The following is a 16,777-nucleotide window of genomic DNA, read 5'->3' on the forward strand; positions in this document are numbered from 1 at the left end:
ATTGCGGGCTTGAGAGCGATTTTGCATGTGTGGTTTCAGCGGCTATTTTGGCTCGATACGGGACGGAAGACCACTTCTCGGAAGGATGACGGCCGCGATCGCGCATCGGGGGCCGGACGAACAGGGCATTTTCACCTCGCCCGAAGCGGGGCTTGGCCATGTGCGGCTCTCCATCGTCGGGCTCGGCGACGGCCAGCAGCCGATGTCGGATGCGAGCGGCGAACTGACGATCGCCTTCAACGGCGAAATCTTCAACTATGTGGAACTGAGGGACGAGCTTCGCGCCAAGGGGCGCCGCTTCCGCACCTCGAGCGACACCGAGGTCATCCTCCACCTCTATGACGAGATGGGTGAGGAGTGCGTGTCGTTGCTCAATGGCGATTTCGCATTCGCGATCTGGGATGCCCGCCGTCGCCGGATGATGCTGGCGCGCGACCGCATGGGAGTGCGCCCGCTCTTTTATGCCGCTCACGCCGGCACGTTCTATTTCGCCTCCGAGGTCAAGGCACTCCTTGAGGTGCCGGGCATCTCGGCGGAGATAGATCCGATCGCGCTCGATCAGATCTTCACGCTGTGGGCGCCGATCGCGCCCCGCACGCCCTTCCGCAATATCCTTGAACTCGAACCGGCTCACCTGATGATCGTGGATCAGCGTGGCGTCACGACGAGACCTTATTGGCAGCTTCGATACCCGGATTGGGATCTGCCATCGGCTTACGTGGACGAAAGAAGTGCCGCCGAGGAACTGCGCGCCCTCCTGACGGACGCAACCCGCATCCGCATGCGGGCCGACGTGCCGGTCGGCGCCTATCTGTCGGGCGGACTCGATTCGTCGATCGTCTCGGCCCTTGCGGCCGGCATGACGCCGCAGGGGCTTCGGACCTTCTCGGTCACCTTCGACAGCGCCGAACATGACGAAAGCGCCTTCCAGCTGGAAATGGCCGCGGCGCTCGGCACGCGGCACAGCGCGATCGCCAGCCGCACCGGCGACATCGCAAGGGTCTTTCCGGACGTCATCCGCTTTACCGAGAGGCCGATCATCCGCACGGCGCCGGCTCCGCTCTATCAATTGTCCGGGCTGGTGCGGGAGACCGGGCTCAAGGTCGTGCTGACCGGCGAGGGGGCCGACGAGGTCTTCGCGGGCTACGACATCTTCAAGGAAGCCCGGGTGCGCCGTTTCTGCGGCCGCCAGCCGGGCTCGCGCATCAGGCCGCATCTCTTCCGCAAGCTCTATCCCTATCTCCCGGGTCTCAAGCAGCAGTCGCCGGAATACCTTGCCGCCTTCTTCGGCGCCGGCGAAGAGCCGCTCGACGACCCGCTCTTCTCGCATCGCCCGCGCCTCAAGGGGACGTCCGCGACGAAACTGTTCTTCTCCGGCGACCTGCGCGCAGAGCTGAAGGACTACGATGCCGCTGACGAACTTATCAGCCGGCTCCCCCCAGAGTTTGGCGGATGGCATCCGCTGCATCAGGCGCAATATCTCGAAAGCCGCTTCCTGTTGCCCGGCTACATCCTCTCCAGCCAGGGCGACCGCATGGCGATGGCGCATGGGATCGAGGGACGCTTCCCCTTCCTCGACCATCGACTGGTCGAGTTTGCCGCGAAGCTGCCGCCGGAAATGAAGCTCAAGGGCCTTACGGAGAAGCATATCCTGCGCGAGGCGACGAAGGACCTCTTGCCGGCCGTGATCGGCAAGCGGGTAAAGCAGCCCTATCGCGCGCCCGACAGCCATTCCTTCAGCGGCTCCGGCGAGCTCGATTACGTGCGCGACGCCTTGAGCGAGGAGGCGATCGCCGCCGGAAACCTCTTCAATGCCAAGGCCGTGGCGAAGCTTCACGAGAAGTGCCGCTCGCGCCCGGCCGCGGGCTTCCGCGACAACGCCGCCTTCGTCGGCATTCTCTCGACGCAGCTCTGGCTGCAGACATTCACGGGCAGCAGCATCCGCAAGTCGGAAGCGGCCTGAAACGAAAACAGGGAAAGGAGAAACACGTGACACAAGCGATCAAGGAGAAGGTCAAGGCCTTCATCGTCGAGAATTTCCTCTTCGGCGACACCTCCTACGAACTCGGCGATACGGCATCGCTGATCGAGAACGACATCATCGATTCGACCGGTGTCCTGGAACTCGTCGCCTTCATCGAGGACCAGTTCGGGATCGCGATGGCGGATGCCGACATCGTTCCGGCGAACCTCGATTCGCTGGCGCGGATTTCCGCCTTCATCGAGGCGAAAGCAGTGCCGGTCACGGCATAACCAGGGACGGGGCATCACGAACATGAGGTTCGAGCAATTCCTTATCAGGAACGCCGCGGCCCTCGGGGCAAAGACGGCGCTCGTCACCGATCGGAAGCGGTTGAGCTACAAGGCGCTGGACGATCTTTCGTCCCGGCTCGCCGCCGCGCTCGCCGCAAGCGGCGTGAATGCCAACGACCGAGTTCTGGTCTTCATGGACAATTGCTGGGAAGCGGCGGTGGCGATCTTCGCGATCCTCAAGGCCGGCGCGACTTTCAGCCCGATCAACGCCTCCACGAAGGCAGAAAAGCTCGCCTATATCATTACCGATTGCGAGGCGGCGGCGATCCTGACGCAGGCAAAGCTGATGCCGGTCGTCGCGGAGGCGCGCGCGCTTTCTTCCGCGAGGCCGCTTTTCGTTGCCTCGACCGCGGCTCCTGGCGGCCGCACGCCGGAAGGCGCGGCATCCTTCGAGGAGTGCCTGAAGGCCGAGCCGTTGCGCGTCCTTCATGGCGGCATCGACGTCGACCTTGCCATGCTGATCTACACCTCCGGATCGACGGGCCGTCCCAAGGGCGTGATGATGACGCATCGCAATATCGATGCCGCGTCGGAGTCGATCACCACATATCTGCGTAACACGCCGGACGACATCATCCTCAACGTCCTGCCGCTCGCCTTCGACTACGGCCTTTACCAGCTGCTGATGGCGATCCGGCTCGGCGCCACTCTCGTCCTCGAAAAATCCTTCGCCTTCCCGCAGGCGATCTTCGAGCGCATCCGAGCCGAAGGCGTCACAGGGTTCCCGCTGGTCCCGACGATGGCCGCGATGATCCTGCAGATGCGCGACCTCGAGCCCGGCTTCCTGCCGAGCCTCCGCTATATCTCCAATACCGCCGCGGCCCTGCCGCCGGCGCATATCGCCCGCTTGCGCGAGCTCTTCCCGGCCGCCCGGCTCTATTCCATGTACGGCCTGACGGAGTGCAAGCGATGCACCTACCTGCCGCCGGACGAGCTCGATCGCCGGCCCGGTTCGGTCGGCATCGCCATTCCCAACACGGAAGCCTTCGTCGTCGACGACGAAGGCAAGCGCGTGCCGCCCGGCGTCCCCGGCGAACTGGTCATCCGCGGCCCGCATGTCATGCAAGGCTACTGGCGCAACGAGGCGGCCACCGAGCGCATGCTGCGCCCCGGCCCGAACCCTTGGGAAAAGGTGCTCTACACCGGCGACCTCTTCCGCACCGACGATGGGGGCTTCCTTTATTTCGTCGGGCGCAAGGACGACATCATCAAGACGCGCGGCGAGAAGGTGGCGCCAAAGGAGGTCGAGACCGTCCTGCACGCGCATCCGGGGATCGCCGAGGCCGTCGTCATCGGCGTTCCCGACCCGGTGCTTGGGGCCGCGATCGGCGCCCTTGTCGTCCGTTCCGACCCGGCCCTCAGCGTAAAGGACATCATCCGCCACTGTGCCCGTCATCTCGAGGATTTCATGGTGCCGAAGATCGTCGAATTCCGCGCCGAGCTGCCGAAGACGGACACGGGCAAGGTGAGCCGCAGGCTGGCAGCCGAAACATTGGAGGCCGCGGAATGAACATCCGCCCCGATAAGGAAACGTTCGTTTTCTCCGCCGATAGCATGAAGATCGACGAAGCGGCGGAGACAGAGCGCATCGTTTCGGGCCTGCGCGCCCAATTGCGCGGCATGCGCAAGCGTGGACTCGTGCTCGGCCTTTCGGGAGGCATCGATTCGAGCGTCTCGGTGGCGCTCGCCGTTCGCGCCGTCGGCGCCAGGAACGTCTTCTGCCTGTTCATGCCGGAGAACGATTCCGACCCGGAAAGCCTCAGCCTCGGCCGGCTGGTGGCCGAGACCTTCGGCGTCGATGCGATCGTCGAGGACATCGGCCCGACGCTTGCGGCCATGGGCTGCTACGAGCGGCGCGACGCCTTTATCCGTGAGCTCGTGCCGGACTACGGGCCGGGCTGGGCGTCGAAGATCGTTATCGCCAATGCGCTCGAGGGTGACGGCTACAACATCTCCTCGTTGGTGGTGCAGGACCCCGAGGGCAAACAGACGAAGCTGCGCATGCCGCCTTCCGTCTATCTAGGCATCGTTGCCGCGACCAACATGAAGCAGCGCACCCGCAAGCAGCTCGAATATTATCACGCCGACCGGCTGAACTTCGCCGTCCTCGGCACGCCGAACCGGCTCGAATACGACCAGGGCTTCTTCGTCAAGAACGGCGACGGCGCCGCCGACGTCAAGCCGATCGCCCATCTCTACAAGTCGCAGGTCTATGCGCTCGCCGCCTATCTCGGCGTTCCCGAGGAGATTCGCCGACGGCCGCCGACCACCGATACCTATTCGCTCGAGCAGACGCAGGAGGAGTTCTATTTCTCTCTCCCCTACGACCGGATGGACCTTTGCCTTTACGGCCTCAACAACGGTTTGAGCGCCCAAGAGGTCGGTCGCGCCGCTGACCTTTCGGCAGCGCAGGTCGAGCGCGTCTGGGCGGACATCGCCGCCAAACGCAAGGCGACTCGCTATCTGCACCTCGGGCCACAGCTCGTCCAGCCGGTTGCGGAAATCGGCGACTGAAAAAGGGCGGCTTTCGCGGTCACGCGTGATGCCGAAGTGACACCCCCTCTGGCCTGCCGGCCATCTCCCCCACAAGGGGGGAGAATATGTGTGGCTGCCGACTCGCCACAGCCGGAGGTTTCAGCAGGTGGAACGCTTCGAGGGAGCGAGGTCGGGCCGCGAGTCGTCTCCCCCCTTGTGGGGGAGATGGCCGGCAGGCCAGAGGGGGTGACTTCCCCGCAACTACCGCTTGCTACACTGTCGCCCAAGGCCCCTCGACGTTCATCATGCCGTAAGTTGGGGCGAACTTTGTCGCTGATCGACTGTCGGCCCCGCAAATTCCAAGCCGCCAGAGCCGTCTCTCCAGCCCCGGGCAGGGTAGCGAAATTAACTATTTGTTAACCGTGACTCGCCTACATCTAGGCAACGAAAAATTAACGTAGATGACCAAAGTGCTAACAGACACCCGCTCGATCCGCATCAAGGGCCGCTCGTTCCTGGCACTGGTGCTTTCACCGGAGCCGCCGCTCGACGCCTGGCTCACCCGCCTCGACGATTTGGCCTCGCGGTCCGCGGGGTTTTTCCTGGGGAGGCCGGTCGTTCTCGACGTCGCGGACCTCGAAATCGACCGGGCCGGGCTCAAGAAGCTGATCGACGAGCTTGGCCAGCGCAATGTCCGGATCATGGGCATAGAAGGCGGGCGCCCGTCGCTTTTCGAACCGGGAATGCCCCCGGCCATGAAAGGCGGACGCCCGGCCCCGGACATCGAGATTCCGGCCGAGACGACCGCCGAACCGGTTGGCGCGGCGCCGGCGAAGGCCGCGGTGCCGATCGTGCAGGTGGAGCCGCAAGCGACGCGGGCTATTTCATCGATCGTCATCCGCGAGCCGGTGCGCTCCGGCCAATCGGTGATCTTTCCCGAGGGTGACGTCACCGTGGTCGGATCGGTCGCCTCGGGTGCGGAAATCATCGCCGGCGGATCAGTGCATATCTACGGTACGCTCAGGGGGCGGGCATTGGCCGGTTCGGTGGGCAACGCTTCGGCGCGCATCTTCTGCCGCCGGCTCGAAGCGGAGCTGCTGGCGATCGATGGCGTCTACAAGACGGCGGAAGATATGGCCCCCAACCTTCGCGGGCAGGCGGTGCAGCTCTGGCTCGAAGGCGATTCGATCATGGCAGAGAGACTTAACTGAGCCGGCGGCCGGCCAGCATACAGGAGCGGGAAGATGGCGAAAGTAATCGTTGTTACATCAGGTAAGGGTGGCGTCGGCAAGACGACATCGACCGCCGCGCTTGGCGCGGCTCTGGCGCAGAGGAACGAAAAGACGGTCGTCGTCGATTTCGACGTCGGGCTGCGCAATCTCGATCTCGTCATGGGCGCCGAGCGGCGGGTCGTCTACGACCTCGTCAATGTCATCCAGGGCGATGCCAAGCTGCCGCAGGCGCTGATCCGCGACAAGCGGCTCGACACGCTCTTCCTGCTGCCGGCCTCGCAGACCCGCGACAAGGACAGCCTGACGCCGGAAGGTGTCGAGAAGGTGATGGCCGAGCTCAAGAAGCATTTCGACTGGATCATCTGCGACAGCCCGGCCGGCATCGAGCGCGGCGCCACGCTTGCCATGCGGCACGCAGACATCGCCGTCATCGTCACCAATCCGGAAGTTTCGTCGGTGCGCGACTCCGATCGCATCATCGGCCTCCTCGACGCCAAGACCGAACGCGCCGAGCGCGGCGAGCGGGTGGAAAAGCACCTGCTGCTGACCCGCTACGACCAGGCCCGCGCCGAGCGCGGCGACATGCTGAAGGTCGACGACGTCCTCGAGATCCTGTCGATCCCGCTGGTCGGTATCGTGCCGGAGAGCACCGATGTCCTCAAGGCTTCCAACCTCGGCGCGCCGGTTACGCTCGCCGACAGCAAGAGCGCTCCGGCGCTTGCCTATCTCGACGCCGCCCGCCGGATTGCCGGCGAAACGGTGCCGATGACCATTCCTGGCGAGAAGCGCGGGTTTCTCGGAAAATTGTTCGGACGGAGGGCAGCATGAGCATATTCCGTTTCTTCAGCAAGCAGACGTCGGCGCCGACGGCGCGCGAACGTCTGCAGGTCCTGCTTGCTCACGAACGCGCCTCGGTCGGCCACTCGGATCTCGTGGCCAAGCTTCGCGAGGAAATCCTCGCGGTCATCGCCAAGCATGTGCAGGTGGATGGCGACAAGGTCACCGTCAAGATGGACCGCGGCGAGAACGTCTCGACGCTGGAAGTCGATATCGAAATCCCGCTGAACGCGGTGCGCGCGGCCTAGAGGGCCGCAGGTTATCCGGCTAATTGTCGAAGGAGCCGCCGATCAGGCGGCTCCAATGTTCTCCGGCGAGGCCATTCACGAAGCCTTGAGCGTTGCGGAAGGCGTCGACGATCTCCTCGTCGCGGGAATGCACGACGGTCGAGGCCGCGTGGACGAAGCCGATGCGCCGGCCCATCATCGCTTCGAGCAGTGCCGGCTGGGTGCGGCCGCGCAGCGCCGCCGCGCCCCGAGCCGCCGCATGATCGATCAGGCAATCGAGAACGGAACCCGCCTGCCCCGGTAGGGCGAGCAGCTGCAGAACCCGCGCGGTTCCACCCGGTTTGAAGTGGTAGAAGAACGCCCCGACCGGTGCCCCGGTGCGCGTCTTGACGGCGGCGATGAGCGGCTCGCCGAATTCCGGCTTTTCAATTGCGTGCCTTAGAATGTGCTCGAGCTGACCGTCCGCCCAGGCGGGCTGCATGGCAAATTGCCTGGTCAACGGCATGAAGAGCTCGGCGAGGGATCCAACATCGATGTCGATGACCTGGAGCGTTCCGGGCCGGCTGCCCTCTTTGGGTACGCCCGACCAGCGCAGATCGCCGCGACCCATTCTTCCACGGAAGCGCTCGTCGAAAGCCCCTGCCAGCGGGCGAAGCGCGCGAACCGGGCCGATCCGGCGCGCCACAAGGTCGAGCGCGAAGCTGGCGGGGCGAAGGACGCGTACCCAGTCCAGGCTGTATTGCGGCAGAATGATGCCGCGCAGCCGTGTCCACATCTGCGTCGAGACTTCGCTCGCCGTCTCGCTGAAGGAGAGATCCTGCGGACCGGCGAGGAAGGCCTTCAGGAGCCGGGCGCCGGCCATGGGGTCGTTCTCGCGGTCTTCGACCATCAGCGAGCCGCAGATGGCGGCGCGCAGCCGCCGGCCTTTGTAGCTCATCGGCAGCGCGTTGACGCCGACGAAGCCGGAAATTCGGCCGCTGTCACCGACATGGACCAGCGGCGCGACCTCGGGGTCATAGCCGGGCGCTTCCAGGTACAGGTGGCGGAGATAGTCGACGAGCGCCGGCGGCGGTGGCTCGTCGCTGTTGCGGAAGATCTTCTGAAACAAGCCGGAAACGGCCGGGATATCGGCAATCGTGAGCGGACGGATGTCGCTCATATTACACGTCCCTCGTCCAGCTTGCGCACGATGGCGACTCGCGGTTTGCCCTGCGCATCGTGGGCGAAGCTCACCGGCTCATAGGCCTTGGTTCGGACGATGAGGGCTGCGGCCTGCCGATCCTGCCCTTCGCCGAACTCGAACAGAAGCCAACCTCCCGGTTTCAGAAAGGCGCCGGCATCGCGGATCAGCCGCTGGTGGATGGAGATGCCGTAGGGACCGCCGTCGAAAGCTTCGCGCGGCTCGTTCTCGAGGAGATGCGCGCTGTCGCCTGCGAGACGCGACGTCGATATATAGGGCGGATTGCAGACGATCATGTCGACCCGGTCTTCAAGGCCGTCTCCGTCGAGGGCCGTGAACAAGTCGCCCTGCCGGATCAGGACGCGCTCCTGCAGCGACAGGCGCTCGGCATTGCGGCGGGCGAGCGCAACGGTGCTGTCGGTGAGGTCCGCGCCCCAGACCCGCGCAAGCGGCACGGCGGCGGCGATCCCGAGGGCGAGATTGCCCGAGCCGCAGCACATGTCGATGACCGTCCGCGGCCCCGTCTGGTCGCGAAGTCGCTGAACGGCGTTCCGGCCGAGCAGCTCCGTCTCCTCGCGCGGCACGAGGACGTCGGGCGCGAGTTCGAGTTCGATGTCCATGAAGCGAACGAGGCGAGGCGAATGGCCGTCCGCCAGGCTGACGTCAGGAAGATTGTCGCCCTGCAGCACGAATGCTCCTTCGGTTGTCGGATGTTTTCGGGGCCCGCAGACACTAGCTCACTCGGGTAAACGGAAGCTGAAATACAATTGATGGACGTATGTTAACCGCCCAATCATCTCTTCCCGCTAATGTGCGCCAGGATTGAAAAGGGTGCGGCAAGATCGGCCTGACGGATCCGACCAGCTGTGGCGTAAACGACAAGGCAGATCTGATGTCTTCGGAAGGCATAACGGAGTCGCGCGGCTACAAGCCTTTCCTGCCGATGATCCTGTCCTATGTGGCATCCGGCGGCAGCCTCGTCCTTGGCTCCGCGGCGCAGCTTCTCACCTTCGCGATCCTCGCCCGCTTTCTCGGCGTCGACGAGTTCAGCGTCTTCGTGGCGATCACCGCCGTCGCCAGCATCGCCGTCCATCTCTGCGGATTGGGCGCCATGGAATGCCTGGTACGGCGCGTTGCGAGGGAACGCGCGATCTATCCCGAGATGCTCGGCCACAACATCCTGCTCACGGTCGCAAGCGGGCTTGTCCTCGTGCTTGCCGGTGCCTTCACGCTGCCGTTCTTCTTTGCGCTTTCGCCGGATGCGATCACCAATTTTGCAGTGATCGCGCTGATGCTCGTCACCAACATCGTCCTGGTCCGCGTTATCGTCCTCGCCGAACAGATCTTCATCGCCCATTCCGATTTCGCCTCGGCGAACAAGGTGGTCGTCGGCTTCGCCGTGGCGCGTACCATTGCGGCAGCGCTCGCATGCCTCGCCTTCGGCGCCTCGACAGTGGCGTCCTGGGCCATCTGGCAATTCGTCTGCCACGTTCTGGTGGCTCTGGCCTGCGCCTGGGCGCTCCGGGGCCTCGGCCGGCCGCGCTATCGTATCGTGCGGGAGGAATTGCCCCAGGGCCTCTATTTCAGCATTCCGTTCATCCTGCGCGCTTTGAGGCAGAACGCCGATCTCCTCGTCCTGAGCCTCGTCACCACGGCGGAGATCGTCTCGAGCTACAGCGTGGCGCGGCGGATGCTGGAGAGCAGCTTCCTGTCCGTCGAGGCGCTAAACCGCATCATCTATCCGGGTTCGGCGCGCATTACCGCGGCCGGCCTGCACCATGCCTTGGTCCGGGTGCTTCGGGTGCTCGCCGCCGCGACGGCAATCAGCCTGGCTGCGGCGCTGACTGTCTTCCTGCTGGCGCCGGCTCTGCCCTATCTGTTCGGGCACGAATATGTCTCGCTCGTTGGCTTCGTGCGAAGCCTCTCCTGGGTTGTCGTGCCGCTGGCCATCTGGTCGGTGGCCGTCGAAGCCTTGGGGGCCTCGGGCTACCACGCCGCGCGTGCGGCGGTCATGGGGCTCGGAAGCATTGCCGGGGCCGCCCTTGCCGCCTGGGCGAGTTGGTACGCGCCGCCGGCCGGCACCTTCGTCTCCTTCTATGTCATCGAGATCGCCATGGTGGTCGCCACCTGGACTGTCTTCCTGCGCTTCGTGCGGCGCGACCGGGAGCAGGCGGCACTCGAATATCAAGCAGGCATAGTGCATGGGAATTGAGTTGCGGGAGATTGCGCCTCAATCGGCGGGCCAGATCCAAGCGGCGTGCCCTGCAGGCACGCGCGCGATGGCGCGCGGCGATATCCCGGTGATCGCAAGACTGTTCAACAAGGTGTTCCGCAGCCGCGACAAGGCGGCCGGGGAGGAACTGGGTCGGTACATCGAGACCGTTTTCTTCGGGAGCCCGTTCTATGCCCCTGAACAGGGCAGCATCGTGCATGAGAACGGCAACGGCGACATTGATAGCGCCATTCTTTCGGTGCCGATGGAATTCGATGTCGATGGTCGCCGGGTCGTGGCGCGGCTCCTTTGCGCCTTCATGGTCGACGGCAAGGCGGGAGCGGCCGGCGCGGCGCGTCTTGCCCGCACCGTGCGCGCGGCTCGCCAGGATCTGTGCTTTTCCGACAGTTCCTCTCCGGTGAGCGCCGATCATTGCGTGGCCGGCGGGGGTGTCGTCCTGCCGATCCAGAGCCTCGAGTGGCAGCGCTTCTTCCGGCCGCTTGCCGCGGCAGCCGTTATTGCCGGACGGCGCATTCCGATACTCAGGGCGCGCGCCGTGGTCGGCGCACTGCGATTGATCGATGGCGTGCTGCGCCGGTGGAGCCGGTCGACGAAACCGGCCGGAGCTCCCGGATGCCAGGCGAAGACAGCAAGCCTGGATGAATTCCTCCGCTGCGCCGCGCCGATGCTTGAGCGTTTCTCGATCCACCCCACCTGGTCGCGACCAGAGTTCGATTGGCTCGTCGAAGTCGCTTCGTTGAACAGGGGCCTCGGCACGCTGCAGTGCAGGAAGGTCATCGACGACGACGGCCGCGCGGTCGGGGCTTTTCTGTTCTTCGGAAAGCCCCGGGGCATGGCGACCGTCCTCAACGTGCTTTGCGAAGAAGGTCGCGAAGCTGACGTCACGGCGGCGATGTTCGGCTGCCTCGACGCCGAAGGCTATGCCGTCGCCACCGGCATGGCGCAGCCTTTCCTGATGAATGCGATTTCACGCCAGCGGTGGCTGTGCTTTCGTCACCGCGGCTATTTCTGCATGGTTACCCGCCACGCCGACATCAAGGAAGCGGCATTCAGCAACGACATCTATATCGGCGGCCTGGCTTCCGAGAGCTGGAGCCGGTTATTGACGGATTTTTGAGCCGGCAAAGGTTACTGGCCGCATGCAAGTCTTAACGGAATATTCACCCTGCGCTCCTAATTCTTGACAGGCGATGCGGCAACGCAGGGGCAGTGCTCTTCGGTGGCTTCGAGGGCATGCGTGGGGAAAGACGGATGTATCGGCGAAGCGAGGCCCTAGAGCAAGGATTGCGCCCGGAGACGCGTCATCCGCGGCGCGGCGCCGGCGGTTCGCTGCTGGACCTCGTCCCGGACCAGGAAGCGGCGCCTCCGCCTCAGGATCGCGACATTGTCGCGCCGAGACTGCCGGATGTTGCCCCGCCAGCGCCGGCCGCCCAGCCTGGCCCATCGATTGACCGCCAGTATTTCCCCCGGCTCCACAGCCTCGCCAGCATCGGCATCGACGACGTCATCCTCTGGCTGCGCGACGGGACAAGGTGGATCGCCCTTGCGCTCGTCCTTTGTGTCGCCGGTGCGTTTGCCTATGCGGTTACGGCCACGCCGCGATACACCGTCTATACCGACCTCGTCGTGGACCCTTCCAATCTCAACGTCGTCAGCGACGACGTCTTTATCAGCAATCCGCAGCGCGATGCGCAGCTGCTGGAGGTCGAAAGCAAGCTCAGGATCCTGACGTCGCGAAACGTACTGAAGCGCGTCATCGACAGGCTCAAGCTGACGGACGATCCGGAGTTCGTCAAACCGTCACCTCTGGCGTCGGTGATGGCGTTGTTCTCATCGGGAGACAGCAAGGCCGACAAGGAGTTGGCAGCCGTTCGCGCTTTGTCGGAAAGGGTGGAGGCACGTCGCGAGGAGCGTTCCTTCGTTGTCGTGCTCGAGGTTTGGAGCGAGGAACCGGAAAAGGCGGTGACCCTCTCTGACGCGATCGTCGACGCCTTCGAGGCGGAGCTCTTCCAATCGTCGGCTGAAAGCGCCGGCCGCGTGGCGCAGAACCTCAATGCACGGCTCGATGAGCTACGCCGAAACGTGACCGACGCGGAAAGAAAAGTAGAGGATTACCGGCGCGAGAACGGATTGCTGTCCGCCAATGGCGAACTCGTCAGCAACCAGCTATCGAGCGAGCTCAACACCCAGGTCCTCGATGCCCAGCAGCGCTTCATCCAGGCCGAGACGCGCTACAAGCAGATGAGTGCGGCGATCGCGCAAGGACAGACGACCAGCGCCTCGGTCTTCGAGTCCGCCGACATGACGAACCTGCGCCAGCAATACAATGCCCTGCAGCAGCAGATCGGTTCGATGCAGCTCACTTACGGCGAAAAACATCCCCGTCTTGCCGCGGCTCGTTCAGAGCGTGCGACGCTCGAGGCCGGCATAAACCAGGAAGCGCGCCGCATAGCCGAGCGCGCCAAAGCGGATTTCGATCGGGAACGCTGGGCGCTCGTCGCCTTGAGGGCCAAGGCCGACGACGAACAGTCGAATGTCTTCACCGACAACGAGGCGCAGGTCCATCTTCGCGACCTCGAGCGCGACGCGCGCACCAAGGCGGCGATCTACGAAACACATCTGGCGCGCGCCCAGCAGATCACCGAGCGCCAGCAGATCGACACGACCAATATCCGCGTGATCTCGCGCGCCATGCCGCCGAATTCGCGCAGCTGGCCGCCCCGGACCTCGATCCTGCTTATCGCCGGGGCCGCGCTCGGCCTTGCCGCAGGTGTCGGGATCGCCTTGGCGCTTGGCCTGTGGAGTTATGTTCGCGGTCAGCGCCCCGCGGCCGGTTAGGGAGCCATGCCGGCAATGACCAGCGCCGCCTATGCGGAGACCAATGCGCCGGACGTCTTCAGGAGGCGCGTCGGCGCTTTCCTCTTCTTGGCGATGTTTCTCTTTCTTTGGGTGTCGATCACGCCTTTTGTCGACCTGACGGGTGAGGCTATCCTTGATCCCTCCGCCGGCAACTCGAACCGCCTGAACCAGATCCTCGCACTGCTGCTCTCCGCCGGCATGCTCGGCTATGGGCTGCTGCATCCGATGCGGGATATCATCCTGCAGCCGCGCCTGCTCCTGGCCATCCTCAACTTTTGGTTCCTCTTCGTCTCGCTGATCTCCGCCCATCCGATGCTCGGCATCAAGGGCATTGTTCTCTCGACGATAATGACGGTGAATGCCAGCATCTATCTGCTGCTCCCCGCGTCGGAGCGCCACTTCGCCAAGATGCTGGGGATCGGCAGCCTGATCATGCTGGGATTTTCCTATTACGGCGTTTTCTTCAAGCCGACGCTCGCCATCCATCAGGCGGCTGAACTGCGCGAGCCGATGAACGCCGGGTTGTGGCGCGGTCATTTCCCGCACAAGAACAGCGCGGCCTCCGCGATGGTCCTCGCCGCTTTCTTCGGACTGTTCGTCGCGAGCGCCTGGTCACGCATCGCTGGATTGGCGATCTTCGTGTTGTCGTTCCTTTTCCTCGTCAACACCGGCGGGAAAACCTCGACGGCGATGCTGCCGGCGATCCTGATGTTCGGATGGCTGTTCGAGAAGTTGCGGCCGCTGCGTGCTCTGATCGTCATCGGCGGCGTCGGCCTGTTCAATCTGTTTGCCGTGGGCTCGGCGGTTTTCAGGCCGCTCGGCGAGTTCATCAGCGGTCTTGGCATAGACGCCACATTCACCAATCGCTCGGACATCTGGCGTTTCGCTTTCTCGGCGCTCGCCGAGCAGCCACTGACGGGCTACGGCTTCAGGGCGTTCTGGCAGACGGAGGAGCTGGTTTATAGCGGCGGCTCGGTCGAGACCTGGGCGGTCGCTGCAGCGAACGGCCACAATTCCTACCTCGATATCGCCCTGACGACGGGTTTTCCGGGGCTCCTGCTGACGCTCACCTGGCTTATCCTGCTGCCGCTTCGCGACATTTCGCGCATTGCTCCCGACCGCGAGAAAGCGCCTCTGACGCGGCTTTACATCCGCATCTGGCTCTACACGATCTTCCACGCCGGTCTCGAAACCCTCTTCTTCGAAGGCGGCAGTTTTCTCTGGTTCACCTTCGTATTGGCCCTCTACGGACTGCACCTGCAATCAAGCGCCGTTCTGGCGCAAGGTGCCGTCCCGGAAAAAAGGAAGCATGTCGCTCATGCCTGACCTCGGAGAAAAGATCGGCGCGCTCGTCGACCGGCTGGCCAACCGGGCAATCTGGCAGCTCGCCCGGACAAGGCGCCTTGTGGAAACGGACATCCCGCTCGTTTCCTTCACCTTCGACGACGTGCCGGATAGCGCGCTTCACGAAGGGGCGGCTATTCTCGAGCGATATGACGCTCGCGGGACTTTCTACATCGCCGGCGGACTGGCGGGACAGGTGGAGAAGGACCGGACGCTGATCACCCCGAATGGATGCGGGGAACTGCTGGCACGCGGGCACGAGATCGGCTGCCACACCTTTGCGCATCGCAGGATACGCGCCGGCGGACTCGCTGCCGATCTCGATCGCAACGCGGAATACCTGAGGAGCGTCGGCGTTGCCGCGCCGGCGTCCAATTTCGCCTTTCCCTACAACGCCGCCTGGCCCCTGGCGCGTCCCGAGCTGCGCCGGCGGTATCGATCCTGCCGCGCCGGGGGCGAAGCCATCAACCGAGGATCCGTCGATCCCCTGATGCTGAAGGCCGTCGAAATCCGCCAGCCCGAGCAGCATGCCAAGGCGCTAACCCGCTGGATCGACGAAGTCGTGGACGAACCCGGTTGGCTTATCTTCTTCACGCATGACATCGCGCCGCGGCCGACTCCCTATGGCTGCACGCCGGAAACCTTCGATCTTCTCGTCCGCTATGCCGTCGAGAAGGGCTGTCGCGTGCTGCCGGTCGACCAGGCGCTCGACCGGATCAATTGGTAGGGGGCTGCGGTGCCTGAGTTCGAGACGACCGGGAAGCGGTTGCTGGCGATCAACAATTATTTCTATCGCCGCGGCGGAGCGGAAGCGGTCTTCTTCGATCATATGAACATGTTCGGCGAGATCGGCTGGGACGTCGTACCCTTCGCCATGCGGCACGATATGAACGAGCATTCGTCCTGGTCGGACTATTTCGTCTCCGAGATCGAATATGGCCGGCGAACGGGTCTGTTTCGCAAGGCGGTGCAGGCGGCGAGCGTCATCTATTCGCTCGAAGCTCAACGCAAAATCCGTCGGCTCATCGAACACAGGCGCCCTTCGATCGCGCATGCCCACAACGTCTACCACCATCTGTCGCCAGCCATCTTCTCGACCCTTAAGTCGGCCGGCATCCCGGTGGTCATGACGGTTCACGATCTCAAGCTCGCCTGCCCCTCCTACAAGATGCTCCGCGACGGCAAGGTCTGCGAAGACTGTCGTGGCGGGAAAATCTACAACGTCCTTCGCCATCGCTGCGTAAAGGACTCCGTCCCGTTGAGTGCAGTCGTTTTGGCGGAAACGATGCTGCATCGGCTGCTCGGCCTTTATCGCGACAAGGTGGATCGGCTCGTCGTGCCGAGCCGCTTCTACCTGGAAAAACTCGCCGAATGGGGTTGGCCACGCGAAAAAATGGTCCACATACCCAATTTCGTCGATGTTTCCACCTTTCGCACCGATTGGCAGGAGGGCGACTATTTTGTCTTCGCCGGCCGCTTGGCGCCGGAAAAGGGGCTGGCGACCCTGATCAGGGCGATCGCTCTTTCGGGAGTGCGGCTGATCGTTGCCGGGACCGGCCCGGAAGAGGCGAGCCTTCGGCAGTTGGCGGCGGAGCTCGGCGCCGACGTAACCTTCGCCGGTTATCTCTCCGGCGAGAAACTGCACCGCCTCATCGGCGAATCCCGCGCCCTCGTGCTTCCTTCGGAATGGTACGAAAATGCACCGATCAGCCTTCTCGAAACCTATGCACTGCAGCGCCCGGTCATCGGTGCGGCGATCGGCGGCATTCCGGAGATGGTGAGGGAAGGCGAAACGGGGCTGCTGGCGGCCTCGGGGAAGCCGGAAGATCTCGCAGGCGCGCTGCGAAAAATGGCGGCGCTTTCCCCGGGCGCGCGCGGCCGCATGGGGGCGGAGGGTCGATCCTGGATCTCCAGCGAATTTTCCGCGGCGGCCTATCGGGCAAGAACCCTCGACCTCTACGGATCGCTCGGCGTTGCATGAGCAGCAATGCTGCGGCGCAATAAGCGCGGACGCCCGACGTCTGGTTTTCGGCCAGTCTTCTAAAACTTTAGCGATCTTCTTACGCCGGACGAAAGT

At 64.0% G+C, this 16,777-nt stretch carries 15 protein-coding genes; 13 read left to right on the forward strand and 2 right to left on the reverse strand.

Features of this window, described 5'->3' with window-relative positions; genetic code table 11:
* Positions 1–25: 25 nt before the first annotated feature.
* The 7 genes from asnB (at position 26) to minE (ending at position 7,105) form a co-directional block, all read left to right on the forward strand.
* Entirely contained in the window at positions 26–1,963 is a 1,938-nt protein-coding gene (asnB, locus tag AU381_RS11890; RefSeq protein ID WP_064241981.1) for an asparagine synthase (glutamine-hydrolyzing), read from the forward strand.
* A gap of 26 nt (positions 1,964–1,989) precedes the next feature.
* On the forward strand, positions 1,990–2,253 hold the full coding sequence (locus AU381_RS11895) for an acyl carrier protein (protein ID WP_064241982.1): 264 nt from the start codon (positions 1,990–1,992) through the stop codon (positions 2,251–2,253).
* Positions 2,254–2,275: 22 nt separating this feature from the next.
* Positions 2,276–3,823 (forward strand): class I adenylate-forming enzyme family protein, encoded by a 1,548-nt coding sequence (locus AU381_RS11900; RefSeq protein WP_064241983.1) that lies wholly within the window; start codon positions 2,276–2,278, stop codon positions 3,821–3,823.
* On the forward strand, positions 3,820–4,827 hold the full coding sequence (gene nadE / locus AU381_RS11905) for an NAD(+) synthase (RefSeq protein WP_064241984.1): 1,008 nt from the start codon (positions 3,820–3,822) through the stop codon (positions 4,825–4,827). Before AU381_RS11900 ends, nadE begins: the two co-directional genes overlap by 4 nt.
* 422 nt (positions 4,828–5,249) lie before the next feature.
* Positions 5,250–5,999 (forward strand): septum site-determining protein MinC, encoded by a 750-nt coding sequence (gene minC, locus AU381_RS11910; protein WP_064241985.1) that lies wholly within the window; start codon positions 5,250–5,252, stop codon positions 5,997–5,999.
* 33 nt (positions 6,000–6,032) lie between these two features.
* Positions 6,033–6,848, forward strand: coding sequence for a septum site-determining protein MinD (minD, locus tag AU381_RS11915; RefSeq protein WP_064241986.1), 816 nt, complete (start codon positions 6,033–6,035; stop codon positions 6,846–6,848).
* Positions 6,845–7,105, forward strand: a complete 261-nt coding sequence (gene minE, locus AU381_RS11920; protein WP_037380620.1) for a cell division topological specificity factor MinE — start codon at positions 6,845–6,847, stop codon at positions 7,103–7,105. Before minD ends, minE begins: the two co-directional genes overlap by 4 nt.
* Before the next feature lie 19 nt (positions 7,106–7,124).
* On the opposite strand, the gene AU381_RS11925 is transcribed toward minE, so the two are convergent.
* Both AU381_RS11925 and AU381_RS11930 read right to left on the reverse strand, forming a co-directional pair.
* Positions 7,125–8,243: a hypothetical protein gene (locus AU381_RS11925; RefSeq protein ID WP_064241987.1), complete on the reverse strand. Its 1,119-nt coding sequence runs from the start codon at positions 8,241–8,243 to the stop codon at positions 7,125–7,127.
* Positions 8,240–8,884, reverse strand: coding sequence for a HemK family protein methyltransferase (locus AU381_RS11930; RefSeq protein WP_164476186.1), 645 nt, complete (start codon positions 8,882–8,884; stop codon positions 8,240–8,242). The genes AU381_RS11925 and AU381_RS11930 overlap by 4 nt, the downstream gene beginning before the upstream one ends.
* Positions 8,885–9,156: 272 nt before the next feature.
* Here AU381_RS11930 and AU381_RS11935 point away from each other — a divergent pair, with 272 nt between their 5' ends.
* The 6 genes from AU381_RS11935 to AU381_RS11960 all read left to right on the forward strand — a co-directional run bounded on the left by AU381_RS11935 (position 9,157) and on the right by AU381_RS11960 (position 16,681).
* A complete protein-coding gene (locus AU381_RS11935) occupies positions 9,157–10,476 on the forward strand; it encodes a lipopolysaccharide biosynthesis protein (protein WP_064241989.1) in 1,320 nt (439 codons plus the stop codon).
* Positions 10,466–11,614 carry a hypothetical protein gene (locus AU381_RS11940; RefSeq protein ID WP_064241990.1) on the forward strand — a complete coding sequence of 383 codons (1,149 nt, stop codon included), beginning with the start codon at positions 10,466–10,468 and terminating at the stop codon, positions 11,612–11,614. Before AU381_RS11935 ends, AU381_RS11940 begins: the two co-directional genes overlap by 11 nt.
* 134 nt (positions 11,615–11,748) lie before the next feature.
* The gene (locus AU381_RS11945) at positions 11,749–13,335 is read left to right on the forward strand and encodes a GumC family protein (RefSeq protein WP_064241991.1); all 1,587 of its coding nucleotides are present in this window, start codon (positions 11,749–11,751) and stop codon (positions 13,333–13,335) included.
* A 15-nt stretch (positions 13,336–13,350) separates the two neighbouring features.
* Positions 13,351–14,682, forward strand: coding sequence for an O-antigen ligase family protein (locus AU381_RS11950; RefSeq protein WP_064241992.1), 1,332 nt, complete (start codon positions 13,351–13,353; stop codon positions 14,680–14,682).
* The gene (locus AU381_RS11955) at positions 14,675–15,427 is read left to right on the forward strand and encodes a polysaccharide deacetylase family protein (RefSeq protein ID WP_064242270.1); all 753 of its coding nucleotides are present in this window, start codon (positions 14,675–14,677) and stop codon (positions 15,425–15,427) included. The genes AU381_RS11950 and AU381_RS11955 overlap by 8 nt, the downstream gene beginning before the upstream one ends.
* Positions 15,428–15,436: 9 nt before the next feature.
* Positions 15,437–16,681 (forward strand): glycosyltransferase family 4 protein, encoded by a 1,245-nt coding sequence (locus AU381_RS11960; protein ID WP_064241993.1) that lies wholly within the window; start codon positions 15,437–15,439, stop codon positions 16,679–16,681.
* Positions 16,682–16,777 lie beyond the last annotated feature (96 nt).

It is taken from the genome of Sinorhizobium glycinis, assembly GCF_001651865.1.
Classification (GTDB): Bacteria; Pseudomonadota; Alphaproteobacteria; order Rhizobiales; family Rhizobiaceae; genus Sinorhizobium; species Sinorhizobium glycinis.